Origin of the sequence: Limibacillus halophilus, assembly GCF_014191775.1 — a bacterium.
Taxonomy (GTDB): Bacteria; Pseudomonadota; Alphaproteobacteria; order Kiloniellales; family CECT-8803; genus Limibacillus; species Limibacillus halophilus.
Map to the genome: position 1 here is coordinate 367,971 of NZ_JACHXA010000003.1, position 20,039 is coordinate 388,009.

Annotated in this window: 17 protein-coding genes and 1 tRNA gene; 7 read left to right on the top strand and 11 right to left on the bottom strand. The window is 59.2% G+C overall.

Features of this window, described 5'->3' with window-relative positions:
* Positions 1-107: 107 nt before the first annotated feature.
* Positions 108-182: transfer RNA gene (locus tag FHR98_RS07600), tRNA-Val, on the bottom strand.
* 287 nt (positions 183-469) lie between these two features.
* Between FHR98_RS07600 and FHR98_RS07605 the strand changes: the two genes are divergently transcribed.
* Together FHR98_RS07605 and FHR98_RS07610 are read left to right on the top strand one after the other, a co-directional pair.
* Complete coding sequence (locus FHR98_RS07605; protein ID WP_437126615.1) at positions 470-1,522, top strand: N-formylglutamate amidohydrolase; 1,053 nt, start codon at positions 470-472, stop codon at positions 1,520-1,522.
* Positions 1,515-2,090, top strand: a complete 576-nt coding sequence (locus FHR98_RS07610) for a GNAT family N-acetyltransferase (protein WP_183416051.1) — start codon at positions 1,515-1,517, stop codon at positions 2,088-2,090. Before FHR98_RS07605 ends, FHR98_RS07610 begins: the two co-directional genes overlap by 8 nt.
* A 245-nt stretch (positions 2,091-2,335) precedes the next feature.
* Here the strand turns inward: FHR98_RS07610 and FHR98_RS07615 are convergent, their stop codons facing one another.
* The gene (locus FHR98_RS07615) at positions 2,336-2,728 is read right to left on the bottom strand and encodes an ankyrin repeat domain-containing protein (RefSeq protein WP_183416052.1); all 393 of its coding nucleotides are present in this window, start codon (positions 2,726-2,728) and stop codon (positions 2,336-2,338) included.
* 134 nt (positions 2,729-2,862) lie between these two features.
* Here FHR98_RS07615 and FHR98_RS07620 point away from each other — a divergent pair, with 134 nt between their 5' ends.
* On the top strand, positions 2,863-3,843 hold the full coding sequence (locus tag FHR98_RS07620; protein ID WP_183416053.1) for a DMT family transporter: 981 nt from the start codon (positions 2,863-2,865) through the stop codon (positions 3,841-3,843).
* Here the strand turns inward: FHR98_RS07620 and FHR98_RS07625 are convergent.
* Together FHR98_RS07625 and FHR98_RS07630 are read right to left on the bottom strand one after the other, a co-directional pair.
* On the bottom strand, positions 3,813-4,385 hold the full coding sequence (locus tag FHR98_RS07625; protein ID WP_183416054.1) for a winged helix DNA-binding protein: 573 nt from the start codon (positions 4,383-4,385) through the stop codon (positions 3,813-3,815). The two genes, FHR98_RS07620 and FHR98_RS07625, sit on opposite strands and share 31 nt — an antisense overlap.
* Positions 4,382-8,035, bottom strand: coding sequence for a hydantoinase B/oxoprolinase family protein (locus FHR98_RS07630; protein WP_183416055.1), 3,654 nt, complete (start codon positions 8,033-8,035; stop codon positions 4,382-4,384). The genes FHR98_RS07625 and FHR98_RS07630 overlap by 4 nt, the downstream gene beginning before the upstream one ends.
* A gap of 260 nt (positions 8,036-8,295) precedes the next feature.
* Between FHR98_RS07630 and FHR98_RS07635 the strand changes: the two genes are divergently transcribed.
* The 4 genes from FHR98_RS07635 (at position 8,296) to FHR98_RS07650 (ending at position 11,128) form a co-directional block, all read left to right on the top strand.
* On the top strand, positions 8,296-9,051 hold the full coding sequence (locus FHR98_RS07635) for a TerB family tellurite resistance protein (RefSeq protein WP_183416056.1): 756 nt from the start codon (positions 8,296-8,298) through the stop codon (positions 9,049-9,051).
* Positions 9,008-9,952 (top strand): DMT family transporter, encoded by a 945-nt coding sequence (locus FHR98_RS07640; protein WP_221205776.1) that lies wholly within the window; start codon positions 9,008-9,010, stop codon positions 9,950-9,952. Before FHR98_RS07635 ends, FHR98_RS07640 begins: the two co-directional genes overlap by 44 nt.
* Positions 9,953-9,960: 8 nt before the next feature.
* Positions 9,961-10,647: an N-acetylmuramoyl-L-alanine amidase gene (locus tag FHR98_RS07645; protein ID WP_183416058.1), complete on the top strand. Its 687-nt coding sequence runs from the start codon at positions 9,961-9,963 to the stop codon at positions 10,645-10,647.
* 73 nt (positions 10,648-10,720) lie between these two features.
* Complete coding sequence (locus tag FHR98_RS07650; RefSeq protein ID WP_183416060.1) at positions 10,721-11,128, top strand: tellurite resistance TerB family protein; 408 nt, start codon at positions 10,721-10,723, stop codon at positions 11,126-11,128.
* Positions 11,129-11,156: 28 nt separating this feature from the next.
* On the opposite strand, the gene gyrB is transcribed toward FHR98_RS07650, so the two are convergent.
* From gyrB to FHR98_RS07685, 7 genes are all read right to left on the bottom strand, one after another.
* On the bottom strand, positions 11,157-13,598 hold the full coding sequence (gene gyrB, locus FHR98_RS07655) for a DNA topoisomerase (ATP-hydrolyzing) subunit B (protein ID WP_183416061.1): 2,442 nt from the start codon (positions 13,596-13,598) through the stop codon (positions 11,157-11,159).
* Positions 13,599-13,641: 43 nt separating this feature from the next.
* Complete coding sequence (recF, locus tag FHR98_RS07660; RefSeq protein WP_246377575.1) at positions 13,642-14,886, bottom strand: DNA replication/repair protein RecF; 1,245 nt, start codon at positions 14,884-14,886, stop codon at positions 13,642-13,644.
* A 10-nt stretch (positions 14,887-14,896) separates the two neighbouring features.
* Positions 14,897-16,015 (bottom strand): DNA polymerase III subunit beta, encoded by a 1,119-nt coding sequence (gene dnaN / locus FHR98_RS07665; RefSeq protein ID WP_183416063.1) that lies wholly within the window; start codon positions 16,013-16,015, stop codon positions 14,897-14,899.
* Positions 16,016-16,291: 276 nt separating this feature from the next.
* Entirely contained in the window at positions 16,292-16,927 is a 636-nt protein-coding gene (locus tag FHR98_RS07670) for a LysE family translocator (RefSeq protein WP_183416065.1), read from the bottom strand.
* Positions 16,927-18,345, bottom strand: a complete 1,419-nt coding sequence (dnaA, locus tag FHR98_RS07675; protein WP_183416066.1) for a chromosomal replication initiator protein DnaA — start codon at positions 18,343-18,345, stop codon at positions 16,927-16,929. Before dnaA ends, FHR98_RS07670 begins: the two co-directional genes overlap by 1 nt.
* 463 nt (positions 18,346-18,808) lie before the next feature.
* Positions 18,809-19,072, bottom strand: coding sequence for a 30S ribosomal protein S20 (rpsT, locus tag FHR98_RS07680; RefSeq protein WP_183416067.1), 264 nt, complete (start codon positions 19,070-19,072; stop codon positions 18,809-18,811).
* Between the two features lie 123 nt (positions 19,073-19,195).
* Complete coding sequence (locus tag FHR98_RS07685) at positions 19,196-19,972, bottom strand: enoyl-CoA hydratase (protein WP_183416069.1); 777 nt, start codon at positions 19,970-19,972, stop codon at positions 19,196-19,198.
* Between the last annotated feature and the right edge of the window lie 67 nt (positions 19,973-20,039).

Below are 20,039 nucleotides of genomic sequence, written 5' to 3' on the forward strand. Positions count from 1 at the left end.
TGATATAAGACAGCACCCACTATTGGCAAGCATTTGGCCGCGATCAGGGCGCCGTTTTTGGTGCATGAAGGCACTATAGCGCGAAAATTACCAGGTGCAGTGGTGGATGGTGGGCGCGGCTGGGATTGAACCAGCGACCCCTACGATGTCAACGTAGTGCTCTCCCGCTGAGCTACGCGCCCGTTTCCGGTTCGGGATGCCTGGGGGCGGTAGGAGCCAACGAATGCGGCCTTTCCCGTCCAAGCGAGAGGCGGATACCATGCCCCTTGCGCCTTTTCAAGGCTCCATTTTCTATAAAGCTGCGCCAAGTCTGCCTCTTGCCCCGCCGCAAGGAAGCCAGTACCTAGGAATAGGGGCTGAAAATCACCGCCCAAGGGCGAGCAGCGAAGGCAGTAACCAAAAGGCGGGCCCGACAGCTATACTCCAACGGCAGCCTTAACGTCAGCCTCACGACAGGACCGATGAACCGGTGAAGAGACAACCAAAGCAGAGCGTTAAAGCAGCTCGAAATGCCGTACCGGACGGTCACGACGCTGCCGTTCTCAATCTGCCGGACCCGTCTCACATCGTCCTGCGACCGGCATGCCAGACATTGCCCCTCGTCCTGGCTTCACCGCACAGCGGCCGCTGCTATCCACCCGAATTCATCGCTGCATCACGGCTCGATGCACAGGCGCTGCGCCGCAGCGAAGATTCCTTTGTCGACGAGCTATTCGATTTCGTCACTGCGGCGGAGCCCAGCGGCGACCCCGATGACCCCGATAGCTCTGACAGCATCCCGGCTCTTGGAGCGCCCCTGCTCTGCGCGCTGTTCCCACGCGCCTACATCGATCCGAATCGCGAAGCCTATGAGCTTGATCCCACGATGTTCTGTGACAGCCTGCCGGACTTTGCGAACACCCGCTCGCCCCGTGTAGCGGCTGGGCTTGGCACCCTGGCGCGCGTCGTCGCCGGTGGCGCGGAAATCTACCGGACGAAGCTGCGTTTCGCCGAGGCGCAGGCCCGGATTGAAAAGCATTACCGTCCCTATCATGCGACCTTGCGCCGTTTAATCGACGAAACCCGGGAAGCGTTTGGTTACTGCATCTTGTTAGATTGCCATTCCATGCCATCGGTCGGCGGCCCCTCGCCACGGGGCTCGACAAGCAAACCCCAGCAGCCAACCTCAGGTGGCCATGATCCGGGCCCGGAGGGGGCTGCCTTCGTCCTTGGCGATTGCCACGGCAGCTCCTGCGCCGGTCCGGTCATCGAAGCGGTGGAACAGAGCCTGTCCAACGCAGGCTACAAGGTTGCTCGCAACGTGCCCTACGCGGGCGGGTTCGTTTCGCGGCACTACGGCCGACCCGGCGAGGCCGTGCATGCCCTGCAGATCGAGATCAACCGCGCGCTTTATATGGATGAACGCAACTTCGCGCGTGGACCCGGCATGGCAAGCCTGCGCGCCGATTTGCGCCGCGCGGTTGCAGCACTGTCGGATCTCGACTCAGCGCAGCTAATACCCGGAGACAACCGCAATGGGTAAAGAAAAAGCAGGTATCGTTTTTACACTGCGCGCGGCGGCGAGCAGCGATCTGGAGGCCTTGCTCGCCATCTATGCGCACCACGTGCGGCACGGCACGGCATCCTTTGAACTGGAGCCGCCGACGCTGGAGGACTTCAGCGGACGCTTCAGGACGCTACAGATGGCGCGATACCCCTATATCCTGGCCGTGACCGATGACGGCCGAGTCCTGGGCTACGCCTACGCCGGTCCCTACCGGCCTCGACCGGCCTACCGCTATACAGTGGAGGATTCTGTTTACGTTGCGCCCGAGGCTGCGGGGAAAGGCGTAGGAGGCGCGCTCCTGGATCGCCTGATAGAACTCGCCGATGAGCAGGGATACCGCAAAATGGTGGCTGTGATCGGCGACAGCCTCCAGGTCGCCTCGATCGCCTTGCACGCAGGCCGAGGCTTCGTTTTCGCCGGAACAGTGCGTGGCGTTGGCTACAAACACGGACGCTGGCTCGATCAAGTACTGATGGAACGCGACCTTGGTCCCGGAAATCTGACGCCACCTGACGAGGGCCCAAACGCACCGACTCTCGGATAAAAAAAGGGCCGCACCCAAAGGCGCGGCCCGAGTTTAGGGAGGAAACGCTCAAGAAGTGCGTTACGGCCACCTGGCAGACGCCAGATCATTGCCGCACTGCAAAATTTAGGCATGATTTGTGTGCAGTGCAATATCTAATGATTAGTTTTTTGATTTTTTTGGCTATTTCCTGTTTTCTCTTTGGGATAATTATCGGCTACCAAGAGGAAAAACAGGTATATGCTGCATCGCAATAGCGGTGGGGATCAAGAATCCACGGCACTTGGCACAAGGCCGGTCATAACATCGGCGTTGCTGGGCCACTGTGCCCAATCATGCGCGCCGAATCCCCACTTGTTCTTGTGCTCGCTAGAGGCGCCGGCCGCCAGCAAACGGCGAACCACTTCCTCGTGCCCCCGGGCCGCGGCGATCATAAGCGGTGAATTGCCCGCATCGCTGGTTTGTTCGACCGAAGCCCCAGCGGAAAGAAGAAACTCCACGGTTTCAATCCGCCCGGAAGCAGCAGCCAGGTAAAGAAGGGTTGCGCCGTAGCGATCACAGCCATCAACCGGTTCGCCGGCGGCAAAACCTGCCTTCAGCGCCTCGATATCGCCTTTCTGAGCGGCCTTGAGCAGTTCGGGTGTCGTCTTGCGGTACATGTCGGCGCCTTCCCATGGATTAAAGCCAGGGCGGAAGTGTAAAGATCAAGAACGCAGGCCGCCAAGGCTTTTGCATGGAGGCATCCCGCACTTTGCATGGCCTGAGACAAAATGCCCGTGATAAGAAGAGCGCCATGACCGAAAAAAGCTTTCAGCCGATCCATAGCAAAGAAGCCGACGCGCCGAGCAACCGCTTCTGGCAGAGCGGTGATCGCTTGGCGCGGATTTTGCTGTTCATCAACCCAGCCTTCTTTGCCGGGAACATGTTGATGGCTCGAGCAACCGCCGATCTGGTACCGCCGATCGCGTTGGCCTTCTGGCGCTGGGCCATAGCCGTTTCAATCCTCCTGATGTTTCTGGGTGGACCGGTTTGGCGCGCCCGCGCCGATATCCTGGCTGAATGGCGAGATCTGATGATCCTAGGCGCACTCGGCATGGGCGTCTGTGGCGCGTTCGTCTATATCGGGGCGGACACCACCACGGCGATGAACATCGGTCTGATTTATGCCTATTCCCCGGTGCTGATCATCCTGCTGGATCACTTTTTCTACGGGTCCATCATGATCAAAAGGCAGTGGCTGGGCGCGGGACTCGCGCTGGCCGGTATGCTGCTTATCGTGTTTCGCGGGAATCTCGATTCGCTGCTCAGCCTGTCCCTTTCGCCCGGCGACCTCTGGATCCTGGCAGCAGCGACCGGCTGGGGGTTCTACTCTATTCTGCTGAAACATCGGCCGAGCAAGCTAAAGCCCAATGTCCGCTTTGCAGCCATCATGCTTTACGGCACGGCGGTTCTGGCGCCCTTCCACCTTTGGGAAAGTGTCTGGATCGAAGCGCCAACCCTGGATGCGCTCAGCATCGGCGCGGTTCTTTTCCTAGCGCTCGTTCCGGCATTGGGTGCTTACGGAACCTACGGGTACATGCAGCGCTACCTGGGCGCCTCCACCACCAGTTTGATCCTCTACCTGATCCCTGTTTATGCGGCCTCCCTAGGCTACATATTGCTTGGCGAAAGCCTCGAATTCTACCATCTGACAGGCGCCGCACTGGTGTTGCCTGGTATTTGGCTGGCGACCCGCCGCAGACGTCAAAGCGAGGACGCCGAGCGCGCAGCCTGATCGTAAAGCCCCGAGAGGGCCCGCAAAAGCTCCGCCACCTCGCCGAATTCGGCATTGAGCTCATCGCGCCGGATACCGGCAAAGGCAGAAATCGCCTCCAAGAGACAGGTTTCCCGCACCTCGCGGTAGCGTTGGCAGGCAGCAGTTCCTGCTTCAGTTGCCTGCCAGAGCGTTTCCTTGCCAACCCGCTCCCCGGCCACAAGATCGGCCCGCGACAGCTTCTTCAGGGAATAGGTAACCGTGTGGGTGTCCTCGACATTCAGCACGAAACAGATGTCATTCTGCTTCTTGGGCCGCCCGCGGTGATTGACTGAATGCAGCACCATCACGTCCAACGCCGAGAGGTCCGGGCAGCCGGCCGCCGCCATGCAGCGCACGATCCATCGCGAAAAGGCGTTGCTGACGGTAATCAGGCCAAACTCCAGTTCCGACAGTTCGGCGGCCGTTTCCGACACCAGGTGCGACGAGGAGACGATGCGTTGCCCCTTGCGGCCGCGTTGCAACCCGGGGGGGTGCTCGCCCTGGGCCGATTCCTTGCTCATTCCGCCGCCTCCCGCCGTTCGGAAACCGGACCGAAGCCACCACCGGTCGGGCTCTGTACCACGAAGACATCGCCCGGCTTCATCTCGGTGCGGTCGGTGCCGCTCATCGGATGGATGGTGCCATCGGCCCGCTCGACCCAGTTCTTGCCGCACTGGCCGTTCTCGCCACCGGCAACGCCGAAAGGCTCGATAAGACGATGACTGCTGAGGATGGCGACAGTCATATCTTCCAGGAACCGCAGGCGCCGCAGCGTGCCATCGCCGCCACGGTGGCGGCCCTTGCCGCCACTGCCCCGCCGGATCTCAAAGGATTCCAGCAAGATCGGAAAGCGGAACTCCAACACTTCCGGGTCGGTCAGGCGCGAGTTGGTCATGTGGGTGTGAACCCCGTCGCAACCGTCGAAATCCGGCCCGGCGCCCGATCCGCCGGCGATGGTCTCGTAGTACTGATAGCGTTTGTTGCCGAAGGTGATGTTGTTCATCGTCCCCTGCGCTGCCGCCAGCACACCGAGCGCGCCATATAGCGTATCGGTGATGATCTGACTGGTTTCGACGTTTCCGGCCACAACGGCTGCGGGATAACGCGGGTTCAGCATCGAACCTTCGGGGATGATCAGGTCGAGAGGCTTGAGACAGCCTTCGTTCATGGGAATCTCGTCTTCGACCAACGTGCGGAAAACGTAGAGCGTGGCCGCCCGGCATACCGCCGAGGGCGCGTTGAAATTGCTCGTCAATTGGCCGCTGGTGCGCGAAAAATCGATGGTTGCGCGTCGCGCCTTCTTATCGATGGTGATATCGACCGCTACCTGATTGCCATCGTCCATCGGGCAGGTGAAGCTGCCGTCGGTCAACACATCCAGCACACGGCGGACCTGTTCTTCGGCGTTGTCCTGCACGTGCCCCATGTAGGCGATCACGACGTCGAGGCCAAAGTGATCGACCATCTTGCGCAGTTCTTGCACCCCCTTCTCGTTGGCGGCGATCTGCGCCTGCAGGTCCGCGATATTCTGGTCGGCGTTTCTTACCGGGTAAGGGCCCGAGGTCAGCAATTCGCGCAACGGACCTTCACGGAACTTGCCCTGATCGACCAGCTTGAAGTTGTCGATCAATACGCCTTCGTCCTCGACGGTGTGGGAATCCGGCGGCATTGACCCCGGTGTGATTCCGCCGACGTCGGCATGATGGCCGCGGCTGGCGACGTAGAAGAGGATATCCTTGCCCGCCTGATCGAAGACCGGCGTTACAACGGTGATGTCCGGCAAGTGCGTGCCGCCGTTATAGGGTGCATTCAAAACATAAACGTCACCCGGCTTGATGTGCCCGGCGTTCTCCCGAATCACAGCCCGAATCGACTCGCTCATCGACCCCAGATGAACCGGCATGTGTGGGGCGTTGGCGACCAAATGGCCGTTCAGATCAAAAACGGCGCAAGAGAAATCCAGCCGTTCCTTGATGTTGACCGAGTGCGCCGTCTTCTCCAGAACCGAGCCCATTTGTTCGGCAATAGACATGAAAAGGTTGTTGAAAACCTCCAGCATGACGGGATCGACCTTGGTGCCCACGGCCTCCTGGCGTTTGATGGCCTGATATCGGTCCATGACCAGATGATTGCGCTCGGTTAGCTTGGCGCGCCAGCCTTTCTCAATCACCGTGGTGCTGTTCGGCTCGATCAGCAACGCCGGGCCTTCCAAGTGATCGCCAACCAGCAGATCGTCCCGGTCGTACACCGGCGCCTGGACCCATGCGCCTTCGACGTACATCGGCGCCTGCGCGCGCGGCACCAACGGCGAGGTGCGTTTCTCCATTTCAAGCAACGGATCGTCTGACACGCCGGTATGACCGATGCCCTCGACGGACACCAACTCGGCGATCAAGGGCTTGCCTTCCAGCCCAAAGCCGAAGCGCTGCCGATGCGCCTCCTCGAAAGTCGCCCGGAGCGCATCCAGGTCATCCAGATTGTCGGGCACCCCAAACGAGGTATCGCTACCTTGGTAGCGCACGTAGATTTCGCGCTTGAATGACATGCTGTCCTCGGAGATACCCTGGGCCTTCAGGTCCTGGCGGGCTTCCTCGGTCAAAGCAGCCGACAACCGCTTCAGTTCCCCGCGCACCGCAGGGTCATCCAGACGACCCTCGACGCCCTGCTGGGCGAAGGTGCGCAGATCGGCCAGCCCCATGCCATAGGCCGATAGTACACCGGCATAGGGGTGGAGGAAGATGCTGGTCATTCCCAAGGTATCGGCAATGTCGCAGGCATGCTGGCCGCCGGCGCCGCCGAAACAGTTGAGCGTATACTCGGTTACGTCATACCCGCGCTGGATGGAGATTTTCTTGATGGCGTTTGCCATATTCTCCACGGCAATGCGCCGGAACCCCTCGGCAACCTCTTCCGGGCTCCGTTTGTCGCCGGCTTCCCGCTCGATCCTCTGGGAAAGCTCTTGGAATTTCTGCCTTACAACATCGATATCCAACGCCTCGTTGGCGTCGGGCCCGAAGACCTTCGGGAAAAACTCCGGCACGATACGGCCCAACATGACGTTTGCATCCGTGACTGCCAAAGGTCCGCCGCGCCGATAGCAGGCGGGGCCGGGATTGGCGCCGGCGGAGTCAGGGCCGACCCTGTAACGGCTGCCATCAAAGTGAAGAATCGAGCCGCCACCTGCCGCAACCGTATGAATTTGCATCATGGGCGCGCGCATCCGAACACCTGCGACCTGCGTCTCAAAGGCCCGCTCGTATTCCCCCGCATAGTGGGAAACATCGGTGGAGGTGCCGCCCATATCGAAGCCGATAATTTTTTCGAAACCACCCATGGTTGCCGTGCGAACACACCCGACGATGCCGCCGGCCGGGCCGGAAAGGATGGAGTCCTTGCCTTGGAACCGCCGCGCGTCCGTCAGACCGCCGTTCGACTGCATGAACATCAAGCGCACATCGCCGAGCTCGCCCGCGACGCGGTCCACGTAACGCCGCAGAATCGGCGAGAGATAAGCATCAACGACGGTCGTGTCGCCACGCCCGACAAACTTCATCAGCGGGCTCACTTCGTGGCTCACCGAAACCTGAGCAAATCCGATCCGGCGGGCTATTTCGGCAACCAGTTTCTCGTGGTCGCTGTAGCGGTAGCCATGCATGAAAACAATTGCACAGGACCGGAAGCCCTGCTCGAAAGCCTCCCGCAACTGACGCTCCACAAGGCTCTCATCAGGGGCGGCCAAGACCTTTCCATCCGCCATGACACGCTCGTCAATCTCCACCACCTGCTCGTAAAGCTGTTCGGGCAACTCGATCTTGCGCGTGAAGAGGTGTGGTCGATTCTGATAGGCGATACGCAAGCCGTCCTTGAAGCCCTTGGTTACGACCAGCAGGGTGCGCTCACCCTTCCGCTCAAGCAAAGCATTGGTGGCCACCGTGGTGCCCATCTTAACGGCGTCGATAATCTCCGCAGGTATCGATTCCTGCTTGCCGATGCCCAACAGGTTCCGAATGCCTTGAATTGCGGCATCGGGATATTGCTCCGGGTTCTCACTGAGCAATTTGTGGCTCCGCAAACTGCCGTCCGGCTGGCGTGCAACGACATCCGTAAAAGTACCCCCACGGTCGATCCAGAACTGCCAGGTACCCGTCGTCGTTACTTGATGCTCGGCCATTGCAACCCCCAAAAGCAATTTATCGATAATTTATCGACGAAACCTAGTTCAACACACCCCGCCACGCAAGCATCTAGCGATGTGCAGACGCACTTTCTGGCGCGCCAAACACTGCAATCAGAAGAGATTACGGCTTTCTTCGCCATTGGCACCCCCATTCTATGATCGCTTCATCTGGTCGGGGGAGGGTTGTTCTTTCCGCATAGGCAAAGCGGACGGTTTCCCTTTCAATAACCATAGTCCCAAGGTATCAAAGACTTATGAGCATCTGGGGAAAGATTGTTGGCGGTGCGGCGGGCTTTGCCGTTGGAGGGCCTTTAGGAGCCATCCTCGGTGCGGTGGCCGGTCATGCCGTGGACAAAATGGCCGAAGACAGCAAACCACCCGGCGATGATGGCGATACGGGCGCCGGCAATGATCCAACCCGCAGAATCGCCTTTACCATCGCCGTCATCGTGCTGGGCGCCAAGATGGCCAAGGCCGACGGCCATGTCACCAAGGATGAGATCGCCGCCTTCCGGCAGGTGTTCCACATTCCTCCGGAGGAGGTGAAGAACGTCGGCCGCCTGTTCGATCAGGCCCGCCGCGATGCCAATGGATTCGAGCCCTATGCCAAGCAGATCGCTCGGTTGTTCCGGGATCGCCCGGCAGTGCTCGAAGAACTGCTGGACGGCCTGTTCCACATCGCCCGAGCCGATGGCCATGTAACCCCGGAAGAACTGGACTATCTGCAGGCCGTTGCCAACATCTTCGGCCTGGACGAAGCGGCATGGCATCGTCTCAAGGCAGCCAACCTGGGTCCCGACGCCGAAGATCCCTATCATATTCTGGGGGTTACTCGGGAAACCGTCCCCGAAGCCATAAAAGCCGCCTATCGAAAGCTTATCCGTGAGAATCACCCTGATCGTCTGGTAGCTGAAGGCATGCCGCAGGAGTTCGTCGCGATGGCCAACGAAAAGATGGCCAAGATCAATGTCGCCTACGACCGCATTTGCAAAGAAAAGGGCATTTCATAATGGCGTTGGATCGCTGATGCTTTCCATTCGACCCCTGCATCTCATGTTGTTTCTCCTGGTCATGTGCCTGTGGGGTTTCAATTTCGCCGTCGTCAAGATCGGCTTACGGGATTTGACACCCTTGATGCTAACGGCCCTGCGCTTCGGGCTGGTTGCCGTGATCTTGCTACCGTTTGTCAAACCGCCCAAAGGACGATGGCTGGACATTGCAATTATCACGATCCTGCTTGGTGTATTGCACTTTTCGTTGAACTTCACGGGGCTGGCGGGTCTAAATGCCTCGACTGCGGCAATTGCCATTCAGCTCCAAGTCCCCTTCGCCTCAATACTGGCGGCCATCTTCCTCAATGATAAACTTGGCTGGCGGCGAGGCCTTGGCATGACCATCGCATTTGTCGGGGTCGCGGTGATTGCTGGCGAACCGCGCGTCGAAGGTCAGTACTTTTACCTAAGCTTGGTCATCCTCGCCGCTTGCATATGGTCGGTCGCCAATCTTGTGATTAAGATCCGCCCCCCAATTGACGGGCTTTCGCTTCTTGCCTGGATGTCGGCCTTTTCCGCGCCTGCGTTGTTCCTCTGCTCGCTCGCTCTGGAGACCGGCCAGATGGAGGACTTGAGGGCCATCGGTTGGGAAGGCGTTACATCGGTAATTTATCAAGCCGTCTTCGTGGTGGTGATTGGCTATGGTATCTGGTACCGGCTTTTACCGCTCTACGATATGAACATCACCATGCCCATAACGCTGTTGATCCCGCCCGTGGGGGTGCTTTCCGGCGTTATCGTCCTGGGCGAAAGCCTCACGCTCACCTTCATAACAGGCGCTGCCATTACCATCGTGGGCGTCGCCATTATCCTGGTGCGCAGACCAACCACCGCCGCCCCGGAAATCGAGCGGGTGTAGGGACGCCTATGATTATCGAGCAACGCCCCTCCCCGAACCAGGAAGACCGGCCGGGCGCGGGGTTGGTCGATTTTCTGATTCTGCATTACACCGGCATGCGATCAGCCCAGGAAGCGCTTGATCGGTTGTGCGATCCGGCAGCCAAAGTCAGCGCCCACTACTGCATCGACGAAGACGGCCGCACCTGGGAACTGGTGCCGGAATCCAGGCGCGCCTGGCACGCTGGCGTTTGCTATTGGGACGGCATCACCGATATCAACAGCCGTTCTATCGGGATCGAACTGGTCAATCCGGGACACGCTTTTGGATACCGCCCCTTCCCGCAAGCGCAGATCGAAAGCCTGGAAAACCTTTGTCGGTCGGTTTTGGAGCGTCATAACATCGCACCGCAACGAATCCTTGGCCATTCGGACCTCGCTCCCCTGCGCAAGGAAGACCCAGGCGAGTTATTCCCTTGGCGGCGCTTGGCGGAGAACGGGATCGGCCTTTGGTGCGATGAACCACTGGATACCGACAGGGATTTGGTCGGCGCCCTCCAAGAAATCGGATATGGATATATGGACGAAGACGCCGGCAAGGTCATTGCGGCGTTTCAGCGCCACTGGCGGCCCGCGTCGGTAACAGGTAAAGACGACCCGGAAACCCGTGGTTTGGCTGCCGCATTGCTTCAACGGATAGAGCAATCTTTCGCCTGAGCCTTGCAGGCGAACGTCCGGGCCCTTACGTTGCCTTCACGGATTGCAATTCAACAGGAGACCAAGCATCGCCATGATCGGCCATCACGAAGCGCTCATCTACACCATGGTCATGATGTCGGCCGCCGACAACGACATGACTGACAAGGAACTCAGCACAATCGCCGATATCGTGAGGCATCTGCCAGTGTTTGATGATTTCAAGGTGGACGATTTGCCAGCCTTGGCGAACCGTTGTTCCGAACTTCTTGCCGACGAGGACGGGCTGGACAAGGCACTGGAAATGATCGCGTCCGCGCTGCCCGCCCAACTTCGCGAAACCGCTTACGCCGTCGCTTGCGACGTTGCAGCCGCCGACGGCCTGGCATCGCAGGAGGAACTGCGGCTTTTGGAAATGTTGCGCTTTACGCTGCCTGTCGGCCGCCTACCCGCCGCGGCAATCGAGCGCGGCGCGCGAGCGCGCTACACCCGGATGACCTGAACCTCCTGGGGATCGCCGACCAAAATTACTAAACGTCGAGGTTTGCGACTTCCAACGCGTTGGTTTGGATAAACTCGCGGCGCGGCTCCACCACGTCGCCCATCAAGGTTTCGAACACCTGTCCGGCTTCGTCCAAATGGGCGACTTTGACCTGAAGCAACGAGCGGGCATCCGGATCCAAAGTAGTTTCCCAAAGCTGCTCCGGGTTCATCTCGCCCAAGCCCTTGTAGCGGGCAATGGCAAGGCCTTTGCGGCCCAGCTCCATGATAGCCTCGGCAAGGGTTGCCGGGCCGAATATGGGAAAGCTTTTCTCCTTGGACTTCAGTTCCCCAGGCAAGCGGTATGATTCCTGTAGTTCTCCCGCTATCGAGTCCAACCGCCGCGCCTCGACACTGCGCAAGGCCGCCGCATCGATCACGCGGCGCTCGGTAACCCCCTGCAAGGTACGCTGGAAGGCCAAACCGCCGTCTTCGGCGACATCGCCTTGCCAACTCTTCTGGTTTTCGTCCTCCATAGCATTCAGGCGCTTGGCGATGTAACGCGCTGCTTCCGCAGCTTTCTCCCGGTCGGCAAGCAAATCCGCATTCAACGCGCCCGCAATGGCCGCTTGGCCCACGATCCGCACGTTTCCTACCTTTCGGATCAAAGGCTGGAGCCACTGCTTGGCGAGATTGGCCCGTTCCACCAGCGCTTTAAGCGCCTGCCCGGCCACTTGACTTCCACCGCCCAGCGTCAAGACGCTTTCCTCGACGCCTTGGTCGATCAGGTAGCTGTCCATTTCCCGCTCGCCCTTGATATACACCATCGAATTTCCACGCTTGGCGCGGTACAGCGGTGGTTGGGCGATGTAGAGGTAGCCGCGCTCGATGATTTCCGGCATCTGCCTAAAAAAGAAGGTCAGAAGCAACGTCCGGATGTGTGATCCGTCTACGTCTGCGTCCGTCATGATGATAATCTTATGATAGCGCAGCTTGTTGATATCGAATTCCTCGCGCCCGATACCGGTCCCCAGAGCGGTGATCAGCGTGCCGATCTCCTGGCTGGATAGCATCTTGTCGAAACGCGCGCGCTCGACATTCAAGATCTTACCCTTGAGCGGCAAAATCGCCTGGTGCTTGCGATCACGCCCCTGCTTGGCGGAGCCGCCTGCGGAATCACCCTCGACGATGAAGATTTCGGACAGCGCCGGATCCTTTTCCTGGCAGTCCGCGAGTTTGCCTGGCAGCGAGGCAATGTCCAGGGCCGACTTACGGCGCGTCAACTCTCTGGCCTTGCGAGCCGCCTCGCGTGCCGCGGCGGCTTCAACCACCTTGCCGACGACGCGCCGCGCCTCGTTGGGATGCTCCTCGAAGTAGCGCTCCATCGCCTCCCCCACCAAGCTCTCGACGACAGGGCGGACTTCGGAGGAAACAAGCTTGTCCTTGGTCTGACTGGAAAACTTCGGATCAGGCACCTTGACCGACAGCACGCACGTAAGACCCTCTCGGGCATCGTCGCCTGTCAGGGCCACCTTCTCTTTCTTTGCCAAGCCAGAACTCTGGGCATAAGCATTGATCTGACGTGTGAGCGCAGAGCGGAAACCGGCCAGATGCGTACCGCCATCACGTTGCGGGATGTTGTTGGTGAAGCACAAAACCTGCTCGTGATAGGCATCCGTCCATTGCAAGGCACACTCGACGGAAATTCCCTCGCGCTCGGCTTGAACATGAATCGGTGGCTGAAACAACGGCTGGCGGGATCGGTCCAGATAAGCGACGAAAGCCAGCAAACCGCCTTCATAGAACAACTCAACCGACTTCGGTTCCGCCGGACGGTCGTCGGTCAACAGGAGCTTAACCCCGGAATTCAGGAAAGCCAGTTCACGTAGACGGTGTTCGAGACGATGAAAGTCGAACTCCAACATCGTAAAGGTCTCGGATGAGGGCAGGAAGGTGATCTCCGTTCCCGTCTTGCCCCCGGCATCCCCAACGATCTTCAAGGGCTCCACGGCTTCGCCATGTTCGAAAGACATCGCGTGTTCCTTGCCACCACGCCAGATGCGTAGATCGAGCCGCTTGGACAGCGCATTGACGACCGACACCCCGACGCCGTGTAAGCCGCCGGAGACCTTGTAGGAATTCTGGTCGAACTTACCGCCTGCATGCAGTTGGGTCATGATGACCTCGGCGGCGGAAACGCCCTCTTCCTTGTGAATATCGATGGGTATTCCACGGCCATTGTCCGTAACCGTCACCGACCCATCGCCGTTCAAGACGACACTGACGGCATCGCAGTACCCGGCCAAGGACTCGTCAATCGCATTATCGACCACCTCATAGACCATATGGTGCAGCCCCGAGCCATCGTCCGTGTCGCCGATGTACATACCCGGGCGTTTGCGAACCGCTTCCAGTCCGCGCAACACCTTGATCGATTCAGCGAGATACTCTTCCGCCGCGTCGTTCGTACGATTGCTCTTTTCGTCACTCATGTTTCAGTCCGCCTTCGAATACCGGGAGGGGGTTTCCGTGAACTCACGAATCGGGCGCAATGCGCCCTTCCCGGACAGAGAAAAACTCGGCGTTGCCGCCAATTCCATCAAACAGCGACGGGTCCGTGCCCGTCAGCCAGCTTTGGCCCTCAAGAGCCAACAACTCGTCGTACAGCGCGCGCCGACGTTCCTCGTCCAAGTGCGCGGCCACTTCGTCCAACAACAACAGCGGCGCAGCGCCACGCTCACTGGCAATCAAGCGCGAGTTCGCCAGCACGATCGCGATCAACAGCGCCTTTTGTTCGCCGGTCGAGCAAAGTTCCGCCGGCATGGCTCGCTGCAGGTGGCCTACCCGCAGGTCGCTACGATGTGGGCCAACCGCCGCTCCACCCTGCTCCGCATCCCCGCTTCGCGAGGCACGGAGATGCTCCTGCAAGCGATCTTCGACGGCGAGCGCGGGCATATCCGTTAGCCAGGCCTCCACGTCTCCCGCCACCGCCAGCGATGCGCGTGGAAAAGCGCCCCCGGCCAGGGCACAGGCGCTGGCCAAACGCTCCGCTAGCGCGCAACGGGCTGCCGCAATCGCCACACCCTGCTCCGCCAGTGTTTCCTCCAGCACCGTCAACCAAGCCGGGTCTGGGGTTCCCTTTTCCCAACGCAACAGGCGTGATCGCTCTCGCAAGGCCTGTTCGTACTTCGCAATCCGGCCCGCATGTGCCGGATCACTTCCAAAAACCAAGCGATCCAGGAACCGCCGTCGCTCGCTCGGCCCCTCCTGAAACAGGCGATCCATCTGTGGCGTCAGCCATACGACCGACAAAACCTCACCGAGAGCCTGCTGACTGCTGGCGAAAGCGCCATCCAGTTTCACGGCCCGCTTGTCGCGCGGACTGGCTGGATCACGTCCGGTTCCAAGAGACCGCCGCTCACCGGCAACCACCACCTCCGCGGCAACCGCCCACGGTTGAGAAGTTTCGCCACCCTCTGCCCCGTCACCGCCGACGCGCCGGTCCACCTCCGAGAGGCGCGCCCCGCGCAAACCGCGTCCCGGCGTCAGGAAGGAGAGCGCCTCCAGCAGATTTGTCTTACCAGCGCCGTTAGGGCCGGTCAGAATCACGGGCCGCCCATTCGTTTCCATTCCGGCCTGCCGGTAAGAGCGAAAGGCGTTGACCTGCAAACGCGCCACCCAGACGGTCGGCTGCCTCACTCCCTCTTTCGCCACCTCATCCGGGCCATCAAGGGATGCTGTTGGCATCTGGTTGGCTTTCAGGTGCTGCAAAGCGGCCAAAAGGCCCTCCTCAGACCCGCATCGGCATCAGGACATAGAGCGCGGACTCATCACCGACGTCGCGCACGATCGTTGGCGATGTCGCGTCGGAAAGCTGAAACAGCGCTTCAGAGCCTTCGATCTGCTCGGCGATATCCAGCAGGTATCGTGAGTTGAAACCGATCTCCAGCGTCTCGCCCTTGAAAGCAACTTCAATCTCTTCGATCGCGCTACCGTTCTCGGGACTGGTGGCAGACAAGGTCAACAGGCCCTCGCTGAACGAAAGCTTGACCGCGCGGCTCTTCTCCGAGGAAATCGTGGAGACACGATCGACCGCCTCGCGGAAGGCCTTGCGATCGACTTCCATCGTACGGTCGTTGCCGCTGGGGATGACTCGCTCGTAATCGGGGAAGGTTCCGTCGATCAGCTTCGAGGTCAAGACGGTCGAACCGAAGGAAAAACGAATCCTCGTGTCGGACAGGGCGATTGCGACGCTGTCGTCGGACTCGTCGAACAGCTTCCGAAGTTCACCGACGGTCTTTCTGGGCACGATCACCCCTGGCATGCCTTTAGCACCCTCGGGCAACGGCATCTCAAAGCGCGCCAGACGGTGGCCGTCGGTCGCGACCGCACGCAGCACCGGGACGCCGCCGCTCTCAGCGGCATGAAGGTAGATGCCGTTGAGGTAGTAACGGGTTTCCTCAGTCGAAATGGCAAACCGGGTGCGATCCACCAGGCTGCAAAGCTCTGGTGCCGCGACCTTGAAGGACTGCGGCAGATCAACCTGATTGGAAGCGGGGAAATCTTCACGCGGCAGCGTCGTGAGCGTAAAAGCGGACCGTCCCGCGGTCAGGGTCATCTGGCCGCTGTCACCCGCGAGCGATAACTCAACCTGCGCCCCGTCGGGAAGCTTGCGAACGATATCGTAAAGCGTATGCGCAGGAACCGTCGTCGCCCCCTCTTGCAACACCTCGGCCGCGACCTCTTCGATGATCGTCAGGTCCATATCGGTTGCCGTTAGCGACAAATTTCCGTCACCTGCGGCCAACAAGACGTTCGAGAGAATGGGAATGGTGTTGCGGCGCTCTACAACGCTTTGCACGTGGGCCAGGGATTTCAGCAGCGCCGCGCGTTCAATGGTCAGTTTCATGGCAGTCCCAATGGCTTGATTTCTAAGGCGTTTTCTATGACTTATGCCTTCACAGCGGAAGGCACATCCAACTTCATCCGAGCCACTATCTGACGATTGTTCGAGGGGGCGAATCGGCCCCTTACGGCACGGATGCATAATATAGACCATACTGCCCGGAATCGTAAGGGTTTTCGCGCTTTTTACAGGCCTATTTTGGGCTCCGTGGTGATCGACCTTACAGGGTCGTCCAAACTACAGATTTCCAGACCGATGGAACCAGTCCAAGCACACCAGCTAAAGCTTCAGCATAGCCAACTTCGCGCCAAAACCGATGAAGACGACACCGGTGATGCTCTTGAGCCACCGCTGGAACCTTTGGTTCCGGGTTGCGCCCGCCAAGCGCGCAAAAAGCATGATAATCAACGAGAACCAGACCAAGTTCAGCAGCGAATGGATGAAAACGAGCGTGAAAGACGCACTCAAGGCGCCATCCATCCGCGAAATGAACTGTGGAAAGGCTGCGAGGTAAAACATCGACACCTTTGGGTTCAATGCATTGGTCAAGAACCCCTCGGAATAGGCCTTAAGGAGCGTTCTGCGCCTTTTCGCAGGCGCGACGTCCCCGACGGCGGGTGCAACCCCACGCCATGCCTCCAGCAAGGCCTTTAAACCGATCCAGCACAGATAGGCTGCACCCAGCATTTTAACGATGAAGAATGCTTGCGCCGATTGAACGAGAATAATTGAAATACCCAGGATCGACAGGGCACCGTGAAGATAGAAAGCCGACACAAATCCGGCAACGTTGGCGAAACCTGCCGCTTTTCCCGACGTGGGAACGGTCCTTGCGATCAAAACACCATTCGGTCCCGGCGACATCACCAGCAGTGCCGCAATGAAGGAGAAGCTCAGGACCGTTGCGAGATCCATTAGTTCTCCAGCATACGGCGCAACAGGTCGACTTCGTCGGCAAACCCGGCATCCAGACCCCGCAACTCATCGATCTTGCGCACCGCATGCATCACGGTGGTGTGGTCGCGGCCGCCAAATCGGCGACCGATCTCCGGCAATGACCGAGAGGTCAGCTGCTTGGAAAGGTACATGGCGACTTGACGCGGGCGCGCAACGGCGCGCGCGCGTCGCGCGGAAAGCATGTCGGCGTGGCGAATGTTGAAATGCTGCGCGACCTTGCGCTGTATCTCCTCGATCGTCAGGCGCCGTGCATTGGCGTGCAGCAGATCGTGCAACACTTCCTGCGCGGTCTCCAATGTCACCGGCCGCCCGACAAGCGTCGCGTGTGCGGTGATGCGGTTGAGCGCCCCTTCAAGCTCGCGCACGTTGGAGGTAATCTTGTGCGCCAGGAACTCCAAAACCTTCAAGCTGACATTGCACTTCATCTGTTCGGCCTTGGATTGGAGAATTCCAAGCCGCAGTTCATAGTTCGTCGAATCGATTTCCGCGACTAGGCCCCAACCCAACCGCGAACGCATGCGCTCCTCGACCCCTTCGAGGTTTGATGGGCTCTTGTCGGCCGACACCACGACCTGACGGCTCTGATCGACCAGCGCATTGAAGGTATGGAAAAACTCTTCCTGGGTGGACTCGCGACCACCGATAAACTGAACGTCGTCGATCATCAAAACATCTACCGAACGGAACTGGTCCTTAAAGGCTACCGTATCCTTAGTGCGTAGCGCTCTGATGAACTGGTACATGAATTTTTCCGCAGACAAATAGATAACCTTCTTCTGCGGACTGCGCTGGCGCACATGCCAAGCGATCGAGTGCATCAAGTGCGTTTTCCCGAGGCCAACGCCGCCGTAAAGAAACAAGGGATTGAAAGCGACGGATCCTGCCTCCGCAACGCGGCGCGCCGCCGCGTAGGCCAACTCGTTTGGCTGGCCGACGACGAAACTCTCGAAAGTCGAGCGCGGGTCCAAAGGTGCGGAAATATCGTCATAACCATCCCGCTTGGCTTCTGCTACCGGCGTGATATTGCCTTGCGCCAACGCATCTGCGTCATCATCCGCAGGTTCCTCATTGAATGCTTTGCCCGCACCAACAAGTGGCGCGCGCGTCGGGGAGGAACGGACGACGATCTCCACACCCTTAAGAGCGCCATCCTCGCTTGCCCACAGCGCCCGCAGACGATCCGAATAGTTGGAAATCACCCAGTCGCGCATGAAGCGGGTCGGTACGGCAAGGCGAACCTGCCCGTTGTTCAGTCCGACAAGCGTGAGAGGCTTAAGCCAACTCCGAAAAGCCGCCTCTCCTACTTCGTCGCGAAGCCGTCCTCGAACTTTGGCCCAGGCTTCGCTAACATCTCGTTCGCTTGCCGAATTACCCATTCCCCTTTTCTCCGCCCTCTCTTGCTCTCTCCGACCGATCTCGAACGAGATCGCCTCACCCCGCGCATCTAACTCTGCTACGAAACCATCAGGACTAGCTCATCCGGAGAACAAAACCCTTCAACCAAAGGCGACAGAATATCGCCTCAGTTTACTTGCACTGTTTTGTTATTTTCCCAGGACTATTGAAGTAGACCCGAAACACCTCACGACTAATACTCCCTGAGTTTTATTTTTTTCTTGTAATTCTAGTTTTTTATTTGCACCCGCCGAACGGGAAGTAAAGAGTACCGCCGCAGCAACGGTCATGCAATGAGACTGAATCCAGAACGCACGAATTTCTTCCATCAAAATTTATGGATTCGCAATCGGAGGCACCGCTCCAAGTCACCCGAGCCTCAGACATGCAAAAAGCCGCAACGGATATCCGTTGCGGCTTCAAGCCGTTAACCCAAGGCTGGGATCAGCCGAGCGCCTTTACCCGAGCGGAAAGCCGCGAAAGCTTACGCGCCACCGTATTTTTTGGCATCACGCCGGCGCGCACGCCACGGTGCAGTTCCGGCTGCGCCTCGCGCAGTGCGGTTTGGGCGGCAGGCTTATCGCCGGACGCCAGAGCAACCTCGACCTTCTTCAGGAAGGTACGGATGCGATTCACACGCGTGCCATTGATCTCAGCGCGGCGCTCGTTTCTGCGGATCCGCTTTTGGGCGGATTTATGATGGGCCATGTCAGACGACCTTTTTAAGAATTCCGGTGTTCAGAAGGCCGGGGTTATAACCGCAGCCAGACCGGGCGTCAAGCGCCGGTGGCATGGAAAGTCCAGCAATTACTTCAGCGGCCTGATGCCTGCTCAACGATGCTTCCAGGACGGCTTCCGCTTTTCAGCGAAGGCATTCATCCCCTCCTTTTGATCTTCAGTCGAGAAAGTTGAGTGGAAGACCCGCCGCTCGAACAAGACCCCTTCGGCGAGAGATGTTTCATAAGCGCGGTTCACTGCTTCTTTGCACATCATGGTGATCGGGCGCGACATCCCGGCGATTTTCGCACCGATCCGCAACGCCTCATCCAACATTTCGGCATTCGGCAGCACCTTGGCGACGAGGCCGCTGCGCAGGGCCGTGTCCGCATCGATGAATTCGCCGGTCAGGTTCATGTACATTGACAAAGACTTGCCAACGAAGCGGGTCAACCGCTGGGTCCCGCCGGACCCTGGAATAGTGCCGATTGTGATCTCCGGTTGTCCGAACTTGGCGCTCTCGCTCGCTATGATCATGTCGCACATCATAGCCAACTCGCAACCGCCGCCCAGGGCGAACCCTGATACTGCGGCGATGGTCGGCTTGCGGGTGGTGGCAAGGCGCCCCCACCCCTTGGTGATGAAATCCTGACCGTAAACGTCCATGTAGGTCCGGTCTTTCATCTCCTTGATATCCGCACCCGCGGCAAAAGCCTTCTCGGATCCGGTGACGACAATAGCGCCGATGTCGTCGTCTGCCTCGAAATCGTCCAATGCGTGAGCTAGTTCATCGATCAACGCGGCGCACAACGCATTGAGCGCCTGTGGGCGATTCAAGGTAATGAGGCCAACGCCTCCTTTTTTCTCAGCGATGATATTCTCGTAGGCCATGGTCCTCAGACTCTCCTCATGGAAATAGTGGGCCGACGGTCGTGCAGGCGCCCTTCGCCGGAAGGCT

Bases quoted from the DNA above. Each gene is read 5' to 3' on its own strand.
- FHR98_RS07610 (WP_183416051.1), top strand. From the start codon at position 1,515: ATGGGTAAAGAAAAAGCAGGTATCGTTTTTACACTGCGCGCGGCGGCG.
- FHR98_RS07615 (WP_183416052.1), bottom strand. From the start codon at position 2,728: ATGTACCGCAAGACGACACCCGAACTGCTCAAGGCCGCTCAGAAAGGC.
- FHR98_RS07620 (WP_183416053.1), top strand. From the start codon at position 2,863: ATGACCGAAAAAAGCTTTCAGCCGATCCATAGCAAAGAAGCCGACGCG.
- FHR98_RS07625 (WP_183416054.1), bottom strand. From the start codon at position 4,385: ATGAGCAAGGAATCGGCCCAGGGCGAGCACCCCCCCGGGTTGCAACGC.
- FHR98_RS07630 (WP_183416055.1), bottom strand. From the start codon at position 8,035: ATGGCCGAGCATCAAGTAACGACGACGGGTACCTGGCAGTTCTGGATC.
- FHR98_RS07635 (WP_183416056.1), top strand. From the start codon at position 8,296: ATGAGCATCTGGGGAAAGATTGTTGGCGGTGCGGCGGGCTTTGCCGTT.
- FHR98_RS07640 (WP_221205776.1), top strand. From the start codon at position 9,008: ATGTCGCCTACGACCGCATTTGCAAAGAAAAGGGCATTTCATAATGGC.
- FHR98_RS07645 (WP_183416058.1), top strand. From the start codon at position 9,961: ATGATTATCGAGCAACGCCCCTCCCCGAACCAGGAAGACCGGCCGGGC.
- FHR98_RS07650 (WP_183416060.1), top strand. From the start codon at position 10,721: ATGATCGGCCATCACGAAGCGCTCATCTACACCATGGTCATGATGTCG.
- gyrB (WP_183416061.1), bottom strand. From the start codon at position 13,598: ATGAGTGACGAAAAGAGCAATCGTACGAACGACGCGGCGGAAGAGTAT.
- dnaN (WP_183416063.1), bottom strand. From the start codon at position 16,015: ATGAAACTGACCATTGAACGCGCGGCGCTGCTGAAATCCCTGGCCCAC.
- FHR98_RS07670 (WP_183416065.1), bottom strand. From the start codon at position 16,927: ATGGATCTCGCAACGGTCCTGAGCTTCTCCTTCATTGCGGCACTGCTG.
- dnaA (WP_183416066.1), bottom strand. From the start codon at position 18,345: ATGGGTAATTCGGCAAGCGAACGAGATGTTAGCGAAGCCTGGGCCAAA.
- rpsT (WP_183416067.1), bottom strand. From the start codon at position 19,072: ATGGCCCATCATAAATCCGCCCAAAAGCGGATCCGCAGAAACGAGCGC.
- FHR98_RS07685 (WP_183416069.1), bottom strand. From the start codon at position 19,972: ATGGCCTACGAGAATATCATCGCTGAGAAAAAAGGAGGCGTTGGCCTC.